The following is a 22454-nucleotide window of genomic DNA, read 5'->3' on the forward strand; positions in this document are numbered from 1 at the left end:
GTCACGACTGCATACGAACGACGCCGTCCGCTCACCTCCCGCCGGTTCGAATGCCCAACTCGTCGAACCGCGGCGTCGATTCGACCCGCTGCTCGCAGTTCGGACACGTTTCGAGGTCGTTCTGGATGTACGTGGTTCGACAGGCCGTACAGGAGTAGAGCTCGACCGACGGATTCGTCTCCTCGCGCGAGGGCCGATCCGCGTCCGCCGAGTCGCCTCGATCGATATAACCGGAAAGCTGTTTGAGTATTCGTCCTGCCATACGTGTGTACCGTAGTCGCAGTGCCGTCGGACGTAAACGGGACCCCTGATTCACAGCGCGTGCGACGAACGTGACGGTTTGTTGAGGATGATTGGGTGTGGCACGTGAGTACCATCGGATGATGCGCGACAGACGGAAGCGAGCGACGAACGCGTGGCGGTCCACTGTTGGTGAACGAATCTCTCGTACCGCCCTCTCACGCCGTGTCCAGATCGAGCCGGGTGAACCGCCAGTCGTCGATCGGTCGCGCCTCGACGTCCAGCTCCGAATCCAGCCCTCGCGCCAGCAGAGTTCGCGTCGTCGGTCGAATCACCGCCGAGAGGGGCAGGCGCGTGTCCGGGTAGAAGCGGTGACGAAGCGCCGAAGGGATCGTCTCTCCGAACGCGCTCGCGTACGAGCGGTCACCGTACTCGCAGAGAACTGTCCGGACGAGCGTAGCCAGTTCCTCGCGCCGGTCGTCGAACGCCCGCGGCAGGCTCTCGACGATCCGGAGGTCGTCGCCGACCGGCGAGATAACGACGGCCGCCACCGCCTCGCCGTCGACGCGACCGACGTAGGTGACGTACTCTGGCGACGGGTTCGAGAGGCGCCAGCGGTAGAACTCGCTCGTCCGGTTCGCGTGGATCGCGTCGGGTACGTTCTGTCGATAGATGAACTCCAGGAGCTCGTACGGCGGCGTCTCGTGGCGCTCGACGACCATCGAACCGGCGCCGTTCCACGTCGCCGTCAACTCGTCAGATCGGGCGAGGGCGCCCGAAAGCGCACCCGAGAGGGTCCGCTTTACTTCAGAGGCGGCCCTCGCACCGAGGCTTGTCGGATTCAGCGTCGTCCGTTCGTCCCGCGTCGGGGCGGCCCCGCCGCTCGTCGCGGCTCCGTCGTCGACTGAACGTTCATCGGTTGTCGCGACTCCGCCGTCGGCCCTGCCTCCATCGCTCGTCGCGGCTCCACTACCGTCGTCCCGCGAGCCCGTTTCGCCCTCGCCGGCAGGTTCCTCCCGCGTCGAGTCTCTCACGCCGATCGCGTCGGCGAGGGCCGCCGGATCCTGCAGGCGGTAGTACATCGGGACGGTCCCGATCTCCCGCCAGCCGTGTTTGAGGTTGCCCGGTTTCGAGTACTGGTTCGGGAAGTTGAAACACAGCGCCGGCGATCGCTCGGCGTAGTACTCGAGGGCGCGCTCGTTCATCCGGCTGAACAACCCCCGTCGGCGGTGATCCGGATGGACCATCGTATCGCAGGGCTGGAACGCCAGTCGCGTCTCGCCGTCGATCCGAAGTTCCAGCGCGAAGAAGGCCCGACAGCCGACGATCTCGCCGTCGCGCGTCGCGACGAGGATCGGAACGTGGTCGACGTAGGGGTTGTCCACGAACTTCCAGCGGAACCACGCGCGTCCCCACTCGCGATCGAAGACCGACGCGTGTAGCGACAGCAGCGGGTCCGTATCGCGCTCGCGGAAGTGCCGAATTCGGTAGGCATCCGGCGCCCGTGTGGTGTCGAGGCTCACGAGACTGAATCCGAGTACAGGGTCACTACGCCGGTATAGCTGCTCCCTGCGACGGCAGGTCACACCCGTTACGCCCGACCGTGAACGCGAGTAATTTCGAACAGGCTTAGGCTACGGTGACGATCACCCCACGACGAGTGGGATCGACGAATTCGCCGTAGCCACGTTCGCTCGCGATTCGAACCGAGGACCGGTCGCGAAGGCGCGACCTACACCACTCGACCGCCGGCGTATCCTCGGCGTACGAGTACGTCCGCGTACACGTTCGTCTCATCCGATCGCACCGCGGTAACCGGCGCCGGAGTCGGCGATCTCGGGATCGAACTCGAGCAGGCGACGCTCGCACTCGCGACACCGGAGCGTGTGTACCTCGGCGGCGAAGCAGCACGACTCGACCGTCGTCTCGTCCGTCGATATCGATCCGTCGCAGGCCGGACACCGCTCGAGAAGCGCCCGGATCGACTCGAGCAGCTCGACGCGCTGTTCGACGGGGACGTCGTACCAGCTCGGCGTTTCGTCATCAGCGCACGCCTCGCTCCGCTCCGCTAGTACGTCCTGACACGACAGGTCGACCTGCATGGCGAGTTCGGACGGCCACCGTCGAACGCGGTGGCCGACTCGGACGGCCGGGTACGAGCGATCGAGGTCGGCGATCGACGCCGGGTCCACCTCGAACAGTGCGGCGAGCGCTCGCCGTCGCTCCGCGGACAGCGGTTCGTCGTCGCCGTCGGGAACCGTGCGATACCGATCGATCCGATCCGCGACGCTGTCGACGAAGGGGTCGCGAAGGTGGCGGTCGTCCGACGGCTCCCCTCGCGCGCTGGATCCGTCGGGCACTCCGTTCGCGTCCGCCGTCGTGACGCCGATGCCGGCCAGAACGGCCGCGGCGTCGACTCGGTCGTCGCGCTCGGCGTCGAGGTCCGCGAACGCGGTGGCGATATCGTCGTCGGACGGCCGCCCGTGCGATTCGTCGAACCACTTTCGCGTGCGCTCTGGGAGGTACCGTTTCGTCAGTTGCGGCGTTCCCGGAATCAGGTAGCCGCGGAGCCAGATCGTCGCGAGTCCGACGGCGAGGACGACCGCGCCGAGCGCGGGCCACCACCATCCGACGGCGAACGCTGCGAGACCCGCGAGGACGACGTTCACGGCTGTACAGGGCAAACACCGGTTGTCTCCGGTGTGTGACGGGTTCGTGACCCGGTCGATCAACGTCGACGCCATCGGAAGCGCTACGACTGCCAGCGCCAAAATACGCGGGCGTGTCGAGGACCGATTCGGCGGTGAGAAAACTGATAGTGGCCGACCCGAAACGAGTGCGCATGGACCTCGATGCGGTACGCTGGAATCAGCACTTTCGCAACACGGTCATCGCCATCGTCGTTCTCTGGCTCTATCAGGTCTGGCAGGGCGCACTCGACATTTCGCTCATCGTCCTCGTGGTCGCGCTCTATCTCGGCTTCGCTATCCCGTTCGACCTCCTCAGACACAGAATCGTCGACGCAGACCGGTGAACGACCTTCCGTCTCCGAAACGGGGTCGGAGCGATGTTCGTGGCTCTCGCAGCCGTTTCGATCTCTCGGACGTCAGATGCGGTCGAAACGCGCCGTCACTCGTCGATGCCGGGAAGCGTGACGTAGAACGTCGCGCCTTCGCCGGGCTCGGAGTCGACCCAGATGTCACCGCCGTGGCGCTCGATGATCCGTTCACAGAGGGCCAGTCCGATACCGGACCCAGCGTGCTCGCTGCGGCTGTGAAGTCGCTGGAACACCTCGAACACGACCGCCTGATCGTCGGGGTCGATGCCGATCCCCTCGTCGGCGACCGAGACGATCCAGTCGGTTCCGGTTTCGGCCGCGAGCGCGGGCTCGAGACGCTCGGCTTCGACGTGAATCGTCGGCGGTTCGTCGCCGCTGTACTCGATGGCGTTCTCGAAGAGGTTCTGGAACACCTGTCGAAGCTGACCCGGGTCGCCTTCGACGGTGGGGAGCGAGTCGACGGTAACGGACGCGTCAGTCCGATCGATGCATACCGTTAGATCGGAGCGGACCGCAGCGACGAGCGTCTCGAGGTCGACCGGTTCGAGCGGCTCGCCCTGGGTCTCGACGCGCGAGTACTCGAGCAGGCCCCGAATCATCTCCCGCATGCGGTCGGCGCCGTCGACGGCGAACCCGATGAACTCCTCGCCGTCTTCGTCGAGTTCGTCGGCGTACCGCCGATCCAACAGCTGGAGGTACGACGAGACCATCCGTAGCGGCTCTTGCAGGTCGTGGGAGGCCGCGTAGGCGAACTGTTCGAGCCGTTCGTTCGACTGTTCGAGCTGGTAGACGAGGTTCTCCAGTCGACGTTCGCGCAGTTTGTGCGCCGTTATGTCCTGGACCGCACCTCTTAGCGTGACGACTTCGCCGTCTTCGACGTCCGTAACGCCCTGAATGCGAAGCCACCGTATCTCGTTCGTCCGAGTTTCGATCCGCGCTTCGGTGTCGAACGGTTCGCGGGCGTCGATCGCCGTCTCGATCGCCGAGCGAACCCGCTCGCGATCCGCCTCGTGGTACATCTCCAGGATGTCCTCGAGCGGCGGCTCCTCGTCTCCGTCGATCCCGAGGAGCTCGAAGATGTGGTCGGTCCAGAAGACGTCCATCGTCTCTGGATCGATCTCCCAGCCGCCGACGTCGGCGATGTGCTCGGTCTGTTCGAAGAGATCGAGGGTTCGTTTGAGTTCGCGCTCTCGATCCGTGCGCTCGGTAACGTCGCGATCGGAGACGATGATCGAAACGACGTCACCGTCGTCGTCGGTGACCGGTCTGAAAAATCCCTCCAGCGTGTAGGTATCGCCGTTCGAGCGGGTGAGGTCGGCATCGAACTCGACGTACTCGCCGGCCGCCGCCCGCTTCGTCCAGCACTTGACGGCGTCGGCGTGATCGTCTCGCTCGCCCCACCACGGCGTCTCCCAGAACGGCTGGCCGACGACGTCCGCCAGTTCGGCGTCGACGTACTTCATCGCCGTCTCGTTAATGTCTCGGACCGTTCCGTCGGGTTCGAGTAACCCGACGAGGATGTTCGGGTCCTCGAAGATCGCGTCGAACCGTCGCTCGGTCTGGACGTTTTCGATCGCGCTCGCGAGTACGTTCGCGACGTTTTTTACGAACGTCGCGTCCCGGTCGGTGAACGACTTTCGGTCGGTCGAGTGGGTCCCCAGGATGCCCCACGGCTCCTCGACCGAGCCGATGATGACGCTGATCCCGGCGCGAACGTCGTGATCCGTGAGCAGTTCCGGCCCCGAAAAGCGCGTTTCGGTCCGGAGATCCTCGACGATCACCGGCGCCTCGGTGAGCAGGGTGTAGCCCGCTTGCGAGTCGCGGTCGGTGGGTACCGACGCACTTCCGACGAGACCCTCCTGCCAGCCCACTCCCTGTCTGAGGAGGACGCTATCACCGTCCGGCGTCAATTCCAGAACCTTCGCGTACTCGGTGTCGAGCACCTCGGTGATAACGGCACAGGCGTCCGCCATTAGCTGATCGAGATCGTCCGTTTCGAGCGCCCGTTGACCGAGTTCTGCGACGACTGATTGCTGTCTCACCTCCGTTCTGAGATCGGAACTCTCGCCTGGTGGTGAACCCATCTGATCAGGACAACGGGTGAGAAACGGGTAAACCCTGCTGTTCACGTACACGATCCGTGATAGGACGGATGGCTGACCCGCCGTGGACGCTGGGCGAATCGGCCCCCGCTCGAGCCGGATCCCGCTCGGTCCTCGATCGCGGTCGACGTCGGTTCGGTCGAACGGATCCGACCGGTGGCGTCGTTGCCCCGGCGAATGTCTCCCGTCCTATTACCCTGCCGGCCACCCAGTAGTAGGTATGAGCGTCATCGCGGAGATCGCAGTTCCGGCGGACGCGCTCGCGCTTGCCGCGCTGTTCGAGGCGGACGGCGACGCGACCCTCCAGGTCGAACGCCTCGCGAGTCACAGCCGGAAGTGGGTGATGCCGGCCGTCTGGCTCAGTGCGTCCGACGTCCGATCGGCCGCGGACCTGATCGAGGCGGACTCCGCCGTCGAGGCGGTCGAACTGGTGGACGTCGAGGGGCCGAACGCGTTCGCCCTCGTCCAGTGGGGAGCGGAGATTCAGCGCCTGGTCGACGCGGTCCTGGACCGACACGGCGTCGTCGTCGAGGCCAGTGCGGCGGGCGGGACGTGGTACCTGAAATTGAAATTCGTCGAGCGAACCGCCCTTACTGATTTTCAAGCCTACACTAGCGAACGCGATCTTTCGGTGGACCTTCGACGCCTCGCGGACGCGACGGCCGCTCCCGACGAGGCGTACGACCTGACGGCCGAACAGCGCGAGACGCTTTTACTCGCCCACCGGATGGGGTACTTCGACGTCCCGCGCGAGGCGCAGATCGAGGATCTCGCGGCGGCACTCGACATCTCGACCAACTCCGTCTCGGAACGGCTCCGCCGGGCGACGAAGGCCCTCACCGAGAACACGATCGGTGACCAGGCAGGTCGACGAGCGTGACCGGTCACCCGATTTCAGTGGGTGAGTTCCTCGAACGCGTCGCCGAGATCGACTCGCCGTCCGAATCACTGGATACGGACGACCCATCCCTCCAGAACAGTGAATCGCTCCGCCGAGAGCGGCGATACCCGTCTTTCGAGAGGTGGCGATGTCCGTCTGTCGAACGACGGCGATATCCGTCTATCGAGAACGGCCAACCCGTCCGTCGATATCGATCGCTGACGACCCCAGTAACCGTCACTTTCTCCGCGGTGGCCCGAATAATCACCGGCTAGGATTTGGGTAGTGACGGATATTCGACCAACCGAATCGAACCGATTCGCCGCCGCTACATAAGGAGCCTCGAAGTCACCGCACGACGCCCTTGTCTCTCTGCCATCACCTCACAGTCGATGAGCGATCCAGACTTCACCCGACCGATCACGGTAACCCCGACTTGGCCGCACGACGACCGATCGCCGCGACGCAACTCGAGACTCTCTCGGCCGCCCGATCGACCACCCCACAATACGTCGAACGACGACCCGAATCGGGGCGATCCCGGTCGAGACGAGGGCTACTCGGCGACCGGTCGGTCGCGACCGGACGCCGCCCAGCCGACGTCCGACGAATCCGGCGGTGCGTTCACCAGCGGACCGGGCGAATCGGCCCATCCGGTGGCGACGAGCGAACTGTTCGACCTGCTATCTAACGCCGAGCGTCGCGTCCTCTGTGCGATGCTCTGTGACGTGACCGGCGAGGTATCGGTCGAGTCGCTCGCGACGGAACTGGCTCGACGGACGCGGGCCGACGGACGCGACCGCGCCGTCCGGTCGGCGTCGATCTCGCTCGTGCACAACCACCTCCCGCACCTCGCGGCGCTGGATCTGATCGAGTTCGACCGCGAGCGACACCGCGTCGAACCGACCGAGACGTACCGTCGAATCGAATCGCCCCTCCGCACGCTGATCGACGCCGGCGCGACGCTCGTCTCGGACGGTGGGTGACCGCCGGCGTGGGGAGTCGAGCACCCGTCGACTCCGACCCGGTTTCCGCTCGATCGGGAAACCGTCTTGTCGATCCGGCGTGACCCGGAGGTATGGACCTGTCACCGATACGCCTCCGGTATCACCTCGTCAATACGACGATCGTTATCGCCGTTCTGCTGGCGTACCAGTCCTCTCGCTCTTCGGTCGACGTGGTACTGTTGCTCGCGGTCGCGGTCATCTACCTCGCGATCGTGATCGCGATCGACCTCGTTCGACCGCTCGAATCGAACGAGGAGACCTAGCCGCGGAGGAGACGTAAACGCGAGAGACGCGTTCTCGTCGCGGTAGGGCCCCATTCTCGTTGCGGTAGGGGCCCGTCCTCGGCGCAGTTTTGGAAATCACGTCGGCATCCGTATCGGTGCTGTCGACGCCCGTCGTCCGATCTGTCGTCGCTGGCCGAGTTAGCCGGCCATTACTAGCCGATGAATAGATTAATTAAGACGAATAAACAAAAGATATCTATACCGTCGAGTGAAGTATTTACTCATGCAACGGACTGTGAGTCGTCGTCGACTCCTCGCGCTCGCAGCGATTTCCGGGGTTGTCGGGGTCGCCGGCTGCACCGGCGGAGACGATGGATCGGACAGTGGAGCCGATGGCGAATCAGACAGCGGGGACGGGGGATCGGCTGATGGCGATGACGAATCGGACGCCAGTGACGACACCGGCGGGCTCTCACTCGATGAACCGTCAGAGACCGAACTCGTCGAGCGCGAGTCGAGTCCCGATGACCCGCTGAGTCCCGGTGAACCGGCGACGTTCGGCTCCAGAGAGCTACTCGTTCACGACATTCTCGTCGACGACGACGCCGTCTCCGCTCACGTCGATGCCGCCGACGGAAACGAACCACCGGACGACGGCGCGATGTACGTGCTCGTCGACCTCGAAGTCCGCGTCCCCGGAGCCGAATTCCCTGTCGAGGACCTCGGCCTTTCGGTGGCCGTCGTCACCGACGGTGCAACCTACGATCCGGCCGGTGACGCCGCCTGTTACGGCGAGGAGACGGCCCAGCTCGGCACCACCGACGATCACGAACACCACCGAGAGACGCGCTGTCTCGCCGTCCCTGACGGTACGAACGAGTCGGGCGTCCTTCGGGTCGTCTCGACGGAAGACGACGCCGAACACTTCTTTTCGCTCCCGGTCGATCGGTCGCTCTGACCGGGTCGATATTCACCGAGCGGGTCGATTCTACTGCGCGTTCACACCCTCGCGACGGGCCGCTTCGATCGACTCGTAGAGCGCGTCGGCGTCGTCGATGACGGCGCGATGACAGCGGATATCGGTCCAGCGGGGCCGTTCGATCCGGAGTTCGTCGTCTGAGAGCGTCACGTCACCGATCGACGTCCACGGGTGGAACCGTTTGTGATAGCCGCTGTGTACGACGAGACCGGCGTCGTGGACGGCGAGCGTCGGAAGTCCGTCCGTGTCGATCCGTCCGTCCGTTCGCCACTCGCCGCCCAGCACCGACCGCCGCGTGCGATCGGGCAGGTATCGAGCGAGTCGACTCTCGCCGTGATCGAGACGAACGGCGGCCCGCGACCACCAGGCCATCGCGATCGAGTACAGCGCCATGGCCGCGACCCAGAATCCCACGCCGCCGAGGGCGCCGTCCGCGGAGACGAACTGGACGCCGCCGATGGCGACGAAGACGAGTCCAACGATCGTCCAGTTTCGCGCCTGGGTGGTCGAGAACAGCGGTGCGTTCGCGATCGGGTCGTCGTCGACGGCCGCTCGGGCGTATCGTGTCCGGGCCATCGGCGTCGCCCCGAGGGCGACGAGCCCGGTGCCGACGGCCCCGATGGCGGTTCCGACGGCCGCGTGCCCGGGAATCGTAGACGTCGACGATACGAGGAGCGTCGCAATGGCGAATCCGGCGGGAACCAGGTACAGCGCACCCAGCCACGGCCAGCCCTGGCCGAGCCGCTCTGCGATTCCGCGGGTGCGCCGAATCGCGATCGCGCCGGCGACGAGGCCGGCCGTGAACGCCGTGGTTACGCTCGTCGCGATGGCGGCTCCGGAGAGTCCGGCGGCCGCGCCGACGGCGATGACGATGGCGGTGACGGCGACGCCGACGTACACCCCGGCGACGGCTACGGCGCCGACGTCCGGTGGCTCGACCGACGTCACGCTCTCGATCGAACTGGCCGGTGCGTATCCCATCGAACGAGTCTTCAGCGTACTGGCAGATATAGGTTTCTTTCAGCTTGATCGCGCTCGGTCCTTCCGGTACGATCACTGATCGCGTTCGAGCGAGAGCCGTTCGGTCTCGACGCCGGCCGCCTCCGCTCGCTCGTCGGCCTCGAGCAACTGATCGAGCGTGCGTTCGAACTCGATTTCGGTGATGTCCCCGCTCGCGTAGCGCTCCTGGAGCGTCGTCACCGGATCGATCCCGCCGCCCCTGTCGTCGGTGCTGCTGGCTTGCTCGCGTTCCCACTCGCGGCGATCGGAGTCCGCCGACGAGTCGTCCGCACCGACGCGCTCGGTGAGATACCAGACGAGAAAGACGCTCACGATGAGCAGTGCCGTGATGGTGACGGCGTAGATCGGGCCCGCAAAGAGCAAGGCGGCGATGATGACGACGTCGGCGAGGACGAACTTCACGACGTAGAGTTCGATCAGGCTGAAGCCGCCGTCGTCGTCCGAACTACCCATGGGTCAGCTTCGTCCAGCGTTGGATTAAATCTACGGTATCGACCGACCGGAACGGAGGCTTCTGGTCGGTCGTCGGAGGCTACTGATTGGTCGTCGGAGGCGACCGATCAGTCCGCGAGATGATTGGTAACGGAACAAACGACGCGGGGAGCCAGCGGATCGGCACGCTCTGTTCGATCGGACTACTCGAACCGGTCTACGGCCCGTTCGTATCGACGCGCCGGCTCGTCCCAGTCGACGACGGCGAAGAAGGCCTCGACGAAGTCACCGCGGGCCGGGCCGTAGTCGTGGTAGTAGGAGTGCTCCCAGACGTCGAGCGCGAGGATCGGGTGAGCGCCCCAGAGGGCGCCCTGGTCGTGTTTGTCGACGACGACGTTTCGAAGCTGGTTCGAGAAACTGTCGTATACCAGCAGCGCCCAGCCGCCGGCGGCGCCGGCCGCGGCTTCGAACTCGGCTTTCCAGGCGTCGTAGGAGCCGAAGTCGGTCTCGATCCGGTCGGCGAGGGCGCCGGTCGGTCCATCGCCGCCTTCGGGCGACATGTTCTGCCAGAACAGCTCGTGAAGGACGTGCCCCGACCCGTTGTGGGTAACGCTGCGAAGTGCGCCGGCCGAGCCGTCGACGTCGCCCGACTCGCGATTCGCGGCGAGGGTCTCTTCGGCCGCGTTCCAGCCGTCGACGTAGCCCTGGTGGTGGGTGTCGTGGTGCCAGGTGAGTACCTGTTCGGAGAGGTGCGGTTCCAGTGCGTCGTACTCGTACGGAAGCGGTGGTAGCTCGTAGTCGGTCATGTCTCAGGCCGATCTGAGGGGAGATGCGGGGAAAAACGTTCGCTGAAACTGATATTTGTTGGGCCGTGGACACGACCGAGAACGGTGCAATCGCTCTTTCACCGTGGGAAGCCGAGTTATACCTGGCAGCCGTACTGTCGGCCATGACTGGCTACGAACGACGGGCGTTGCTTCGCTACGGCGGACTCGGTCTAGGTGTCGGTGTCGCCGGCTGCCTCGGTGAGTTACCCGGCACCGGCGGTGACGAGGATCTCTCGGTAGACGTCTTCCAGCTCGGCCCGACGGGGCGACGTCCGCCCTGGGACGACGAGGAGCGCCGAGGCAGCGTCACGTCGATCGAGTCCGCTGAGGACCTCCCGTGGACGCTTCACTTCGACGACGAACCCGGGGTAGCGGACGATCCCGATAGTGACGACGATTCAGATAGTGAGCACGATGGCGCTTCCCCGGCCGAGACGGTAGCTCTCGAGCCTGAGGACGTAGCGGACTGGTTCGACGAGACGGACTTCGACGAGTCGGTCGTTTTCGCCGTCCAGACGGTTGGTCCGAACACGTGTTATGGGGAGGTAGCTATCGACGACGTCGAAATCGCAACCGAACGCGTCGAGAGCGTCGACGAGGATCGCGAGGTCCTCGCGGCTACGGCGACGGCCATCGACGTGAGCGAACCTGAGACGGCCTGTGGTCAGGCCGTCACCTACCCGTCGGCGCTCGTCCGCGTCACGCCAACGGATCCGGACATCGAGCTCCCCGTGGTCGCCCAGTTCACCATCGTCGACGGCTGGGGCGATTCGAGCGTCGAAGATTCGATCCGCGGAGTCCTCGGGGCCGACGACGTTCCCGGCTTCGCCGAGCCGCCGGGTGATCCGACGGTCGTTCCACCCGCCCTCGAGTGTCCGAACGACGACTTCGAGCGACTTCCCTCTCACCGGGACGAGGAGGTCGTCTACGGTGAGACGGTCGACGACGATGGTCGTCCGCTGTACGCGATGCGAGCCGCAAATCCGCAGGTCGAGACGACGTCTGCGGACCCGACCGAGGAGGAGATCGAACGCGCACTCACGTTCGAGTACGGCGACGAGATCGAGATCGTCCTTCGCAACGTCTCGAACGGCCGCCCGTCGGTCGGTAACAAGCACAAGTACAACTTCGAGCTATTGACCGAAGACGGCTGGCAGGACGTTCGCGGGACCGACCCAGAAACTCCGTTCGGCTACACGGACGAAGCGTACCTGCACCCGCCCGGCGAGGGATTCGACTGGTCGTTCACGCTCACCGAAGGTGGTCTGCTCGAAGACGGCGGGTTCGATGACTACCTCCGCGTCTGTCCGGATCTCCAGCCCGGTCGTTATCGCTTCCGATTCTGGTCGGTCGCCGGTGCGGAGTCGCTCGCCGTCGCGTTCGACCTGGTCGATACGGACGGATAATCCGGTTCGGCGGTGAAAACGTTCGGCGGCGAAAATCAGCGACTCAGTTCACTTGAACCGACCGTGACCGCGTCCGGGATGGTCGTCGTCGTGGCCTGGCGGCGTCGTACCCGGTCCACGGCCTGGGAGTCCGGGACCCTTGTTGCCGCGGACGACCTCGAACGGCCGCATCATGGCGTAATCTTCGTGTTCTAAGACGTGACAATGGAACGGATACATCCCGTCGCGCTCGAATTTGACGGCGATGCGAACGGTCTCGCCCGGGTCGACCAGGACGGTGTCCTTCCCCCCTCGCTCGTTGGGTCGGGGATCGTCCCAGCCGTGGTGATCGTCCCACGCCTCCATGTACTCGTGGTGATCCGCTCCGGGTGCGTAGACGACCTCGCCGTCCATCCCCATTTCGTGGATTCGTCCGTCGAGGCCCAGTTCTCTCGACGCTTTGATCGCCTGCCCTCTGGCCTCGTACGTCGGCAGGTCGTCGTGGTGGCCACCGTGATCGTCATCGTCACCGACCATATCGTGGTCGTGGTCGTCGCCGTGGTCGTGATCGTCGTGTTGCTTGCGCCCGACCACGTCGAACTCGACGAGGTGTAAGTGAATCGGATGCGAGTGGTGGTCGTCGTTGACGAGGTCCCAGACCTCGGTCGAGCCGAACTGCGGTTTGATCTCGACGGGATCGCCCCACGTTCGGTCGTTCAGGGTGTGCGCCATGAGGCCGTGTTCGTCCATCTCCATCCCCATCGTGATCTCGCGGTGGGCACGGGCTGTCTCCGGATTCAGTCCGGAGCGGTTTGGCAGCTGCAGATCACTCGGATGGACGCTCGCGTCTTCGCCGTCTGCGTGATGAGCGACTCGAATCTGCATCACTTCGTGGATCTGCGGGTACTCGTCGTCGCCGTGGTCGTGGTCGTCGTCCGTGGTATCCATATCCCCGTGATCGTGGTCGCCGTGATCCATGTCGCCCATGTAGGGGAATTCGGCGTGATTGACGAGCGTGAACGTTTCGCCGGCGAAATCGGAGAAGTCGACGATGACGTCCGCCCGTTCGAACGGTGCCAGCAACAGCGAGTGGAGATCGCCCATGTGTCCGATCTCGACGACCTCCTCTAAGAAGCCGTGTCCGGGCGAAATCTGGTGGAGGGGAGGGACCATCTCCATCCCGTTCGCGTGCGTGTGACCGTCGTCGTCATCGCCGTGGTCGTGATCCCCGTCGTCTCCGTGATCGTCTTCGGTGACCAGTTCGAGGTCGAACGTCCGGGCGTTCGAGACGTTCAATACTCGAAGGCGGTAGCGGCGCGGTTCGACCTCGAGGTACGGCCAGGCCGCGCCGTTGACCGTCATCGTGTCGCCGGCGAAGTCGTCTTCGAATCCGTCCGGATAGTACAACTCGCCGTCGTCGTGGAACGACCGATCGGCGAGCACCAGCGGTACGTCGTACTCACCGTCGGGGAGACCGAGGTCTCGCTCGCGCTGGCTCGTGATGTAGTACGGGCCGACGAGTCCGGCGTAGTTGTTGAGCCGAGTGATTCCACGGGTGTGATCGTGGTACGTCGAGGTTAGACGCGACTGACGGTTCGGGATCTCCTGGACGTCGACCGAGCGTCGTGGCCCGGTACTCCCATCGGGTGAGATCCACATGTCGGCCTGCCCGTCGCTTTCGGTCGCAACGTCGAGTCCGTGAAAGTGCGTCGAGTTTCGGACGTCCGGAACTGGACCGTCGTACCCGACGTAGTTCTCGGCGGTCGTCCCGGGAATTCGCTCGTCGACGTCGAAGAGGTGCGTCCCGGGAAGCTCGCTGTTGTCTACCTCGACCGACAACCGCCGATTCCGTTCGGCTTCGATGATCGGCCCGGGGAACTGGCCGTCGTAGCCCCAGATGGTCGTCTCGTCGAGATCCGGGTGGAACGAGTGTGTCGTCTCCTCGATCGTAACGTCGTGGTACGGCCCGCCGCGTCGACTGCCGTCCGGCGTGCGAACCTCGGGAACTGGTAGCTCCTGGACGTACTTTTCCAGGTCCGGTGAGTGATGGCCGTGGTCGTGATCGCCATCGTCTCCGTGACCGTCGTCGTGTGCGCCCACTCCGGTCGAGACGACTCCTGAGAGCCCGAGGGCGGCGCCCGACTGGAGCAAGCGTCGGCGTGAGAACCCGCTCATCGTGATCTCCCGCCGCGACACGGACGGTTGCCTCGCGCGTTCGTTCGTCGATTCGTAACCCCGATCGATTTTCGATCCCCCTGCGTGTGCGCCATACCACTGATAGTTCCCATAACGAGTTATTAATCGTTTTGGAACGTTCTTATTACTTTACCTGTATCGGCCACCTTCGCTCGAATACTGGTGCGGAAAGCCCGATCAACGGCCGTTCCGCAATCATTTTCCCACCGTCGATCCAACGTGGCCTATGAAGGTGTTGTTGGGTCTCGGCGGGACGGCCGAGTCGACGCGGGCGCTCTCGGAGACGGTCGAGCGAGGCCGCGCCATGGGTGACGAACTGGTGATCGCCGTCCTCGAGAAACCCGACTCGCCGCGGTCGAGCGAGGAGATGGCGACCGAAGCCGAAACCGTCGTCTCCGACGCGGGCCTCGACGCCGAGATCAGGCGCCTGGCGGGAGATCCCGGTCCGGCGCTGGTCGACCTGGCCGAACGCGAAGGATTCGACCAGGTGGTGATCGGCGGCGGCACGGAGACGCCGATGGGAAAGATTCGCCTCGGTTCGATCACGGAGTTCGTCCTGTTGAACGCCTCGATGACGGTCAAACTGGTTCGATGATGCAACGGACGAGACGATACCCCGACGACCCGGCCGGCCCGTTTCCGCGGCCGCCGGCGGTGTTCACAGACGACGAGGAGCGCCGGCTCCGGATCGAGCCCCTCGACGACTCGGAAGCTCTCGACGGATTTGGGGCGCTCGACGACTCCGAGGCCGTCGTCGACGCGCTGACGACGATGTACTCACAATTTCACCCCGCTGACCGCGCCCAGGGGATTCCCCCGGCCAGCGAACCCCAGATCAGATCCTGGCTGGCACCCCTCGTCGAAAACGGGATCAACGTCGCCGTCAGGCCGGTGTCGACGGACGAGCCCAAAAACGGCACGGCGAGTGGCTCCGCTCCCGATCGAGTCGACGACGAACCCGGGTACGTCGGTCACGCCGTCCTCGTTCCGGAGACCGACGAACCCGACTCGATCGCCGACCCGGGCGAGGTCGAGTGGGAACTGGCGATTTTCGTCCTCCAGGCCTACCAGGGCGCCGGGATCGGCACCGAACTGCTGGCTCACCTCCTCGGCGAAGCGAGCGCGCGCGGCGTCGACCGCGTCTGGCTCACCGTCGAGCGCTGGAACGGCGCGGCGATCACCGTCTACGAGCGGACGGGCTTTCGAACGGTCGGCACCGAAAGCTTCGACATCGAGATGGCGATCCGGCTCTCCGGTGAGTGACTCGCTGGAGACGCTGGGCGAAGTCGTCGAACTATCGATCGAACGGGTGACTTCGACGATCGGTGACTCCCAGAGGTCACAGAGTATTCCGTTCGTTCACAGGATCGATACCGTTCTACCTACGGCTAATCTCGATATTTTTATCCCTGTTCGGGGTAGTTCGTACGTATGCGCGTCTCCTTCCAGAACGCGAACGTCCACCGCGGGAACGAGTCGACCCTTCTTCGCGTCACCACGACCGACGGACGCCGCGCGTGTATCCTCGTCGACGCGGGCCCGGGCGTCGACGTGGAGACGCTTCTCGACGAGGACGAGTATCTGAACGCGATATTGCTCACGCACGCCCACATCGACCACTATCTGACGCTCGCGAACAACGTCACGCACGGCGCGCCGATCTACGCGTCGCCCGCGACGGCTGCCACGCTCGAACGGGCGCTCCCCGAGGCTACCAAGGACAACGACGTCGGTCCCGTCTCGGACGCGCTGGAGGCCCTCACGCCGATTACCGAGTGGACGGACGTGCTTCCGGAAGTCGCCGTTCGCCCCGTCCCGGCCGGCCACGCACCCGGTGCATCCGGCTTCGTCTGTCGTTTTCGTGACGAGGCGGCCACCGTCTCCACCGATCGCCACGTACTCATCACCGGCGATTTCACCCGGCGGTCCTGTGCCGGCTATCCGGGGCTCCCGACGCAATTTCCGTTCGAAATCGACACCGTTGTCTGTACCGTCGCGACGAACGACGCGTACGAGTCGACCCTGCAGACGGCCGTCGAGACGATCCTGGAACGGGCATTCGCCGGCTCGACGGTCGTCGTTGCGGCCGGATCGCTCGCCGGCGTCCACCTCGGTTCGCTCATCGCCGACGTCGCCGATCGCCTCGACAGACCGCTCCCGGTCGAACTCGTGGGCCAGGCGGCCAAACTGGCCGACGAACTCGACGTCGTTCCGTCCGGACTCTCGACGCGTCCCGTGTTCGACGATCCGGCCGAAATCCTGGAACCCGGCAGCGTCACGATTGCCGGCCCGGCCGATCCGACCCGCGGGAGCGCCCGTCGACTGTTCGACGCAATTTCCGACGACGACGGGGCGCTCTTCGTCCAGTCGACGCCGGACGACGACGCGACGCGTTCGGCACGGTGTACGATTCGGACGTTCGACCTGTCGAACCACCCCGCCCACGAGACGATCGTCGAACTCGTCGACGAGCTGGCACCGTTGCAGGTGATCGCGACGCACGGCGGTCGCTCGCGACTGAAGCGCGTTCAGCGCGATCTGGACCGGTGTTTCGTCTGGGGGAGCGCCGACGACGCGATTCACCCGCTCTACGACGACGGCGAGTGGCTCGAACCGGCCTGGATCGGCGAGGAGGCGGTCCGTACGATCAGAGACCGACACCGACAGCGACTCGTCGAATCTCCGCCGACGACGGCCGTGACGTTTCCGACGCTCGATCCCGGTCCGGTCGATCTCGAAGACGAAGGGGTCGAATTCGATCGACTCCGGACGAAGTTTACCCCGTCGATTGCCAACCCGTACGGCTCGTCGGCGACCGCCGACGGTGGGACGCTCGATTCGTCGTGCGGTCCGGAGGCGCAACCGACGGGGGAATTCGTCGCCGGCGAATCGATCGCCACGGACGATTCAGCGATGATGACGGACGGGAAACAATCGTTCGAATCGACCGTCCTGGACCGACTCGATGCGATCGAAGCGCGACTCGATGAATCGGAATCCGTTCGGGCGCGCGTTCTCGGCGGCGGACCCGACCGCCTTCTCAATCCGCTGGACGATGTCGATCTCGAACCGGGTGAGATCGTCGAGATATCGATCGAACGGGCCGCAGAGCGAGCGGACGGAGAGGTCGAACGTGGCGCGGACGAAACTCAGACCGACAGCACGGGTTGACTCGCGTAGCCGAGGACGTACTCGGCGACCGTCTCTAGCACCGTCGCGGCCTCGTCCGACTGCGTGCGCGGGAGGACGATGACGTCCGCGTTGACGGCGTCGGCGGCGTCGAGGACGACGCTTCCCGGGTGGTGGGTCAACCGGTTGGACGAGAAGCCGTGGACGGTCGAGGTGGTAAACGGCACGTCTTCGAGGTCGGCGTGGGTGCGAACGTCGGCGAGAAACGCCTGAACGCTCTCGGCGACGGTTTCCTCGTCGACGGCGTCGGCGTCCATTCCTAGCACCACTTCGCGGCCGAGGACGAACAGCGCGTGAACGGACGCGTCGTAGCGGTCGGCGAACTCGATCGCACACTCGATGGCCTCCATCGAGCCGTCGGTGCCGTCGACCGGAGCCAGCACCGTCTCGACGGTGAGGGAGTCGTCCATGCCCGAGTGTGTGTCGAGCGGGGTGAAAAAGTTCACCTATCCGGGTCCAGGCCGGTTTCTCCGGTGGACGTGGTGGGAAGTTATGGCGGGGGCGCGCGTATCGCCGCCTATGTTCGATCGAGTAGTCGTCGCGACCGACGGATCCGAGAGCGTCGAGCGAGCGATCGACGTCGGGCTCGACGTCGCAGATCGGTTCGACGCCGAGGTGGCCGTCGTGACCGTCGTCGACACGGGTGAAGCCGATGCGGCGCCCGAGGAGCTACGCGAGGAGTACCGCCGCGCCCTCGAGACGCAGGCGGAATCGGCGATCACCGACATCGAGTCGCGGCTCGACGGAGCACAGATCACGACGGCGGTCCGCGAGGGACGCCCGGCCCCGGAGATCCGAGCCTACGCCCGCGAGGTCGACGCCGACCTCGTCGTCGCCGGGACGCGCGGCCGCCACGGCGAGCACCGTCCGCTGCTGGGAAGCGTCGCCGAACACCTGGTGCGGAGTTCGCCCGTTCCCGTCCTCACGGTTCGACAGCTCGAAGCCGGCGAACTGGCGACCGGGTGAGCCGAACGAGTAGAGCGGATCTATCCGCGGGGATTCGCGGGTGGCGAGCACTCGCCCAACGGACCTTCCTCGACGGCCACGTCAAAACCGACTAACCGTAACCGGCGCTGACACGAACGGACCGGCGGTTTCTTCCCGCAGCCTCTCCAACGGCGGCCATGGACGACCTGTTCGATACGACGGATCTCGATCCGGCTCGCCGGAGTCTCCTCCCCGGTGCCGGATTTTTCCTCCCCGACGACGTCGAAGACGACCTTGAATCCGAACGGATCGAGTCGGCACTCGAACGGGCCGACGCGGCCGTCGTCGCCGACCCGGACGCGGACGGACTCGCCTGCGTCGCCCTGATCCGCGAGGCCTACGACGACGTTCTCGACGTCCCAGAACCCGACGCAGACGACGAACGCGACCCCGACGCGGACGATCCGATCGACGTTCCCGAGCCGGGACCCCACGACGTGGTGCTGGTCCCCGCGAGTCCGCACGACGTCGAGGACGCCATCGGCCGCGTGGCGGGTGCGGCGGAATCCGGCATCGATCTCTTCGTCTGTGACCTGGCGCCGGATCGTTACGAGTACGTCGCAGACGAACTCGAAGCGGCCGTCAACGTCGCCTCGTCGGTTCGCTGGTACGACCATCACCAGTGGGACGACGAGGTCGCGACGGCCGTCCGCGAGGCGGGCGCCGAACTCGTCGTCGGCGACTCGGACGAAGAGTGCAGCGCGGACGTAGTCGCCCGTTCGCTCGCTCACGACTTCGACGACCGACACGTCGATCTCGTGGCCGTGACGCGCGATCACGACCTGTGGATCCGCGAGGATCCGCGCAGCGACGACCTCGCCGACTACGCCTACTGGACCGATCCGGGCGAGTACGTCGAGGTCGTCCGCGAGTACGGCGCCGACCTTCCCGAGTGGGTCACCGACTTCCTGGCCGAAAAGCGCGTCGAGAAGAATCGCCTCATCGACTTTGCGATCGATCGCGCCGAGTTTCACGACGTCGGCCCCTACACGGTCGGCGTCACCTACGGGCGCTGTTCGCAGAACGAGGTCGCAGAAGGATTACGCGAGGCCGGCGCCGACGCGGCCGTCGTCGTCAAACCCGCCGGTAGCGCTTCGATTCGCGGGACGGAGACGTTTCAGCGCTGTCACGAGGTCGCCGGCCGCGTCAACGGCGGCGGCCACCCCAAGGCCGCCGGTTGCAAGCCCGACATCTACGACGACATGCTCGATTACGCGACCCACTGGACGACCCGCGGCGCCGTCGCGAAGCGGGTCATCCTCCGTGCCTTCGAGGACGTCGTCGAGACGGCCGACGGGAGTACGGACGAGTCGCCGTGATTCGTGCGGTGAAATCGGACTGGCGGAAGCTTGATAGGTACTGCATACGACTGTATACACATGTCGAAGAGCGTCCGTTTGAGCGAGGAAGCGTACGATCGTCTCGCCGCTCACAAGCGCGAAGACGAGACGTTTTCGGAGGTAGTGCTCCGGTTAGCGGGTGAACGCTCCCTTCTCGAACTGGCCGGCATTCTGAGTGACGACGAGGCGGCCGAACTCGAAGCCGCAGTCGAAGAACGTCGACGACGACGATCGAACGAACTAGAGCGCATTTCGGAGCGACTGAAGGACTCGTGATTCTCGACACGTCGTTTTTAATCGATCTCATGCACGGAGACGACGATGCGGTCGAAATGGCCGAGACGATCGAGTCCGATCTCCGTCAGCAGCGAGTGTCATCGATGACGCTCTTCGAATTGTACTACGGCGTCGCCAGGTCGACCAGAAGCGATGCCGAGCGAAAACGCATCGAAACGGTCCTCGATTCAAAACCCGTTCAACCCGCTGATTCTGCCGTTATGCGCAAGGCGGGGCGACTTGCTGGTGAATTGATGAACGAGGGAAATGCGGTTGATGACAGCGATGTCGTAATCGGTGCGACGGCAGCCATGCTGGATGAACCGGTATTGACCAGAAACGTCGACGACTTCGAACGCATTCCGGGTGTCGATGTCGAGACCTACTGACCCCTCGAGGGGTCAATTACAGGTTCACAGCCGCCGGTCGAGGTAGTCAGAGAGCAGTTCGAATTTGCGGATCTTGTGTTCTACGTCGGTCGAGCCGTGGCCCTCGTCGCCGAACTCGGTGTACTCGAAGTCCGTCCCTTCCTCCCAGCCCAGGTCGACCAGCGCGTCCCGGAAGATTCGCGCCTGACCGATCGGACAGCGGGGGTCGTTCACCCCGTGGACGATGTAGATGGGTCGTTCCATGTTCTCGACGTGTTCGATCGGGCTTCGGTCTCGCCAGAGGTCGTAGTTCTCCTCGGGGTCGCCCAGCTGCTGGCGGAGGATGTATTGGAAGTGGGCCATGTCCTCCTCGTAGAGTTTGTGCAGGTCGGTGATGCCGACCGAGGCGATGCCGGTCGCCCACAACGTCGGGTACTGCGTGAGCTGTGAGTAGACCGAGTAGCCGCCGTAGCTGCCGCCGTAGACGGCGACCCGCTCGGCGTCGATCCACTCACGGCTCTGGATCCACTCGCCGCCGGCGGCGACGTCCGCCTGCTCCATCCCGCCCCAGTCGCCGAGGATGGCCTGCTTGAACTCGCGGCCGCGGCCGGTCGAGCCGCGGTAGTTGGGAGCCAGGACGGCGTAGCCCTGAGAGGTCAGTAACTGGGCGGTGAGGGTGAACGCCATCGACGAACGGGCGTGCGGACCGCCGTGAACCAGCACCACCGCGGGGACGTCCGTCGCGTCGTCGGGCAGGGCCGGACCGTCGCGCGGATCGTACAGGATCGCGCCGATCTCGAGGCCGTCGTCGCCCTCGTAGGTGACGTACTCGGCGTCGACGAAGACGTCGGGATCGAGGCCGCCGTAGGCCGCCTCGAGGACCACCTCGTACTCGTCGGTCTCGAGGTCGTAGGCGTAGAGTTCCTTGCGCTCGTCGGGCCGGGAGTGTGAGAAGACGAGCGTCGTCTCGTCCGTGAACGCGGCCCCTCTGCCGCCCGGGACGCTGGCCACGCCGTCGGGAACGTCGAGTTCGGCCGCGTCGCCCGTTTCGACGTCGTACCTGACCGGCATCGACGCCCCGCGACGGTGACGGATCGCGACGACGTATCGGCCGTCGGGCGAGATCGCAGCGGGCGATTCCTCGTCATCGTGCGGCCCGAGCCAGTCGATCTCGTCGGTCGCGAGGTGGTAGACGCCGACCCGTCGCAGGTCGTGTGCGTTGTCCGAGACGAGCAGGCGCTCGCCGTCGGGGAACCAGCCGCTGACGGTCGACTCGGAGCCGTCCTCGCCGATCTCGAGTCGGCGCACGTCGTCTCCGTCTGCGGCCATCACGTAGCCGTCGCGATTTTCGAGCGAGTCGGACTCGTTCGTCACGTAGGCGATCCGTTCGTCGTCGGGATCGAACGTCGCGCCCATGACCGGCCGGTCGTAGGTCGTGAGTTGTGACGTCTCGCTCGCCGCCGTATCGTACCGGTAGAGGTTCATCTGTTCGCCCTCGTCGCTCGCGTAGAGGACGGTTTCCCCGTCCTGCGAGGTGTCCGAGAGGACCGCTTGCCCGTCGACCTCGACGACGGTTTCGACGCCACCCTCGGGTGACCAGGCGACGAGGTCGTTCTGTTCGTCGCCCGCGTCGTCGCGGTGGAAGAAGACGCGTTCTCCGTCCTGGCTCCAGCGAACGTGCCAGCGTGCACTTCGCGGAGCCTCCCCGTCGGTAACTCTCTCGTAGGACCCTTCGTCGACGTCGAGAACGTAGAGGTCGTTTCGGCCGTGTTCGTCGTAGTAGAACGCAATCTGTGAGCCGTCCGGCGAGACCACGGGATGGTAGAATTCGGGCAGTCGGGCGAGCGTCTCCAGATCGACCGCCGGTGTGTCCTGTGTGCTCATGTGAACCGCTTACGGTGAACGTGTTATAATTGTTGAGGAAGCGGTCGTCGGCGGCCGGTT

General features: G+C 65.1%; 23 protein-coding genes. 13 read left to right on the plus strand and 10 right to left on the minus strand.

Features of this window, described 5'->3' with window-relative positions:
* Positions 1 to 31 precede the first annotated feature (31 nt).
* The 3 genes from NKH31_RS11155 to NKH31_RS11165 all read right to left on the minus strand — a co-directional run bounded on the left by NKH31_RS11155 (position 32) and on the right by NKH31_RS11165 (position 2984).
* The gene (locus NKH31_RS11155) at positions 32 to 262 is read right to left on the minus strand and encodes a hypothetical protein (protein WP_254861874.1); all 231 of its coding nucleotides are present in this window, start codon (positions 260 to 262) and stop codon (positions 32 to 34) included.
* 196 nt (positions 263 to 458) lie between these two features.
* Positions 459 to 1763, minus strand: coding sequence for a GNAT family N-acetyltransferase (locus NKH31_RS11160; protein WP_254861875.1), 1305 nt, complete (start codon positions 1761 to 1763; stop codon positions 459 to 461).
* Positions 1764 to 2033: 270 nt separating this feature from the next.
* The gene (locus NKH31_RS11165; protein ID WP_254861876.1) at positions 2034 to 2984 is read right to left on the minus strand and encodes a DUF8054 domain-containing protein; all 951 of its coding nucleotides are present in this window, start codon (positions 2982 to 2984) and stop codon (positions 2034 to 2036) included.
* Between the two features lie 98 nt (positions 2985 to 3082).
* Between NKH31_RS11165 and NKH31_RS11170 the strand changes: the two genes are divergently transcribed.
* A complete protein-coding gene (locus NKH31_RS11170; RefSeq protein WP_254861877.1) occupies positions 3083 to 3274 on the plus strand; it encodes a hypothetical protein in 192 nt (63 codons plus the stop codon).
* 95 nt (positions 3275 to 3369) lie between these two features.
* Here NKH31_RS11170 and NKH31_RS11175 read toward each other — a convergent pair whose 3' ends face one another.
* Positions 3370 to 5382 (minus strand): ATP-binding protein, encoded by a 2013-nt coding sequence (locus NKH31_RS11175; RefSeq protein WP_254861878.1) that lies wholly within the window; start codon positions 5380 to 5382, stop codon positions 3370 to 3372.
* Between the two features lie 238 nt (positions 5383 to 5620).
* On the opposite strand from NKH31_RS11175, the gene NKH31_RS11180 reads away from it, so the two are divergent.
* The 4 genes from NKH31_RS11180 to NKH31_RS11195 all read left to right on the plus strand — a co-directional run bounded on the left by NKH31_RS11180 (position 5621) and on the right by NKH31_RS11195 (position 8469).
* Positions 5621 to 6280 (plus strand): helix-turn-helix domain-containing protein, encoded by a 660-nt coding sequence (locus NKH31_RS11180; protein ID WP_254861879.1) that lies wholly within the window; start codon positions 5621 to 5623, stop codon positions 6278 to 6280.
* Between the two features lie 392 nt (positions 6281 to 6672).
* Entirely contained in the window at positions 6673 to 7266 is a 594-nt protein-coding gene (locus NKH31_RS11185) for a DUF7344 domain-containing protein (protein WP_254861880.1), read from the plus strand.
* Positions 7267 to 7358: 92 nt separating this feature from the next.
* Entirely contained in the window at positions 7359 to 7550 is a 192-nt protein-coding gene (locus tag NKH31_RS11190; RefSeq protein ID WP_254861881.1) for a hypothetical protein, read from the plus strand.
* Positions 7551 to 7794: 244 nt separating this feature from the next.
* Positions 7795 to 8469, plus strand: coding sequence for a hypothetical protein (locus NKH31_RS11195; protein ID WP_254861882.1), 675 nt, complete (start codon positions 7795 to 7797; stop codon positions 8467 to 8469).
* Between the two features lie 30 nt (positions 8470 to 8499).
* Here the strand turns inward: NKH31_RS11195 and NKH31_RS11200 are convergent, their stop codons facing one another.
* The 3 genes from NKH31_RS11200 to sod all read right to left on the minus strand — a co-directional run bounded on the left by NKH31_RS11200 (position 8500) and on the right by sod (position 10748).
* Positions 8500 to 9471, minus strand: a complete 972-nt coding sequence (locus NKH31_RS11200; RefSeq protein WP_254861883.1) for a hypothetical protein — start codon at positions 9469 to 9471, stop codon at positions 8500 to 8502.
* A 72-nt stretch (positions 9472 to 9543) separates the two neighbouring features.
* Complete coding sequence (locus NKH31_RS11205) at positions 9544 to 9963, minus strand: SHOCT domain-containing protein (protein ID WP_254861884.1); 420 nt, start codon at positions 9961 to 9963, stop codon at positions 9544 to 9546.
* Positions 9964 to 10145: 182 nt separating this feature from the next.
* Positions 10146 to 10748, minus strand: coding sequence for a superoxide dismutase (sod, locus tag NKH31_RS11210; RefSeq protein WP_254861885.1), 603 nt, complete (start codon positions 10746 to 10748; stop codon positions 10146 to 10148).
* Between the two features lie 143 nt (positions 10749 to 10891).
* Here sod and NKH31_RS11215 point away from each other — a divergent pair, with 143 nt between their 5' ends.
* Complete coding sequence (locus NKH31_RS11215; protein WP_254861886.1) at positions 10892 to 12175, plus strand: hypothetical protein; 1284 nt, start codon at positions 10892 to 10894, stop codon at positions 12173 to 12175.
* A gap of 48 nt (positions 12176 to 12223) precedes the next feature.
* Here the strand turns inward: NKH31_RS11215 and NKH31_RS11220 are convergent, their stop codons facing one another.
* The gene (locus NKH31_RS11220) at positions 12224 to 14329 is read right to left on the minus strand and encodes a multicopper oxidase family protein (RefSeq protein ID WP_254861887.1); all 2106 of its coding nucleotides are present in this window, start codon (positions 14327 to 14329) and stop codon (positions 12224 to 12226) included.
* A 247-nt stretch (positions 14330 to 14576) separates the two neighbouring features.
* On the opposite strand from NKH31_RS11220, the gene NKH31_RS11225 reads away from it, so the two are divergent.
* The 3 genes from NKH31_RS11225 to NKH31_RS11235 all read left to right on the plus strand — a co-directional run bounded on the left by NKH31_RS11225 (position 14577) and on the right by NKH31_RS11235 (position 17521).
* Positions 14577 to 14945, plus strand: coding sequence for a universal stress protein (locus NKH31_RS11225; protein WP_254861888.1), 369 nt, complete (start codon positions 14577 to 14579; stop codon positions 14943 to 14945).
* On the plus strand, positions 14945 to 15613 hold the full coding sequence (locus NKH31_RS11230) for a GNAT family N-acetyltransferase (protein WP_254864800.1): 669 nt from the start codon (positions 14945 to 14947) through the stop codon (positions 15611 to 15613). Before NKH31_RS11225 ends, NKH31_RS11230 begins: the two co-directional genes overlap by 1 nt.
* Positions 15614 to 15781: 168 nt before the next feature.
* A complete protein-coding gene (locus tag NKH31_RS11235; protein ID WP_254861889.1) occupies positions 15782 to 17521 on the plus strand; it encodes an MBL fold metallo-hydrolase in 1740 nt (579 codons plus the stop codon).
* Here NKH31_RS11235 and NKH31_RS11240 read toward each other — a convergent pair.
* Entirely contained in the window at positions 17500 to 17949 is a 450-nt protein-coding gene (locus tag NKH31_RS11240; RefSeq protein WP_254861890.1) for a universal stress protein, read from the minus strand. The two genes, NKH31_RS11235 and NKH31_RS11240, sit on opposite strands and share 22 nt — an antisense overlap.
* Before the next feature lie 109 nt (positions 17950 to 18058).
* Here NKH31_RS11240 and NKH31_RS11245 point away from each other — a divergent pair, with 109 nt between their 5' ends.
* The 4 genes from NKH31_RS11245 (at position 18059) to NKH31_RS11260 (ending at position 20531) form a co-directional block, all read left to right on the plus strand.
* Entirely contained in the window at positions 18059 to 18505 is a 447-nt protein-coding gene (locus NKH31_RS11245; protein WP_254861891.1) for a universal stress protein, read from the plus strand.
* A gap of 158 nt (positions 18506 to 18663) precedes the next feature.
* Positions 18664 to 19845 carry a DHH family phosphoesterase gene (locus NKH31_RS11250; protein WP_254861892.1) on the plus strand — a complete coding sequence of 394 codons (1182 nt, stop codon included), beginning with the start codon at positions 18664 to 18666 and terminating at the stop codon, positions 19843 to 19845.
* 60 nt (positions 19846 to 19905) lie between these two features.
* Entirely contained in the window at positions 19906 to 20142 is a 237-nt protein-coding gene (locus NKH31_RS11255; protein ID WP_254861893.1) for an antitoxin VapB family protein, read from the plus strand.
* Entirely contained in the window at positions 20139 to 20531 is a 393-nt protein-coding gene (locus NKH31_RS11260; protein ID WP_254861894.1) for a type II toxin-antitoxin system VapC family toxin, read from the plus strand. The genes NKH31_RS11255 and NKH31_RS11260 overlap by 4 nt, the downstream gene beginning before the upstream one ends.
* A 24-nt stretch (positions 20532 to 20555) precedes the next feature.
* On the opposite strand, the gene NKH31_RS11265 is transcribed toward NKH31_RS11260, so the two are convergent.
* A complete protein-coding gene (locus NKH31_RS11265; RefSeq protein ID WP_254861895.1) occupies positions 20556 to 22394 on the minus strand; it encodes a S9 family peptidase in 1839 nt (612 codons plus the stop codon).
* Between the last annotated feature and the right edge of the window lie 60 nt (positions 22395 to 22454).

The organism is Halovivax gelatinilyticus, from assembly GCF_024300625.1.
GTDB classification, from domain to species: domain Archaea; phylum Halobacteriota; class Halobacteria; order Halobacteriales; family Natrialbaceae; genus Halovivax; species Halovivax gelatinilyticus.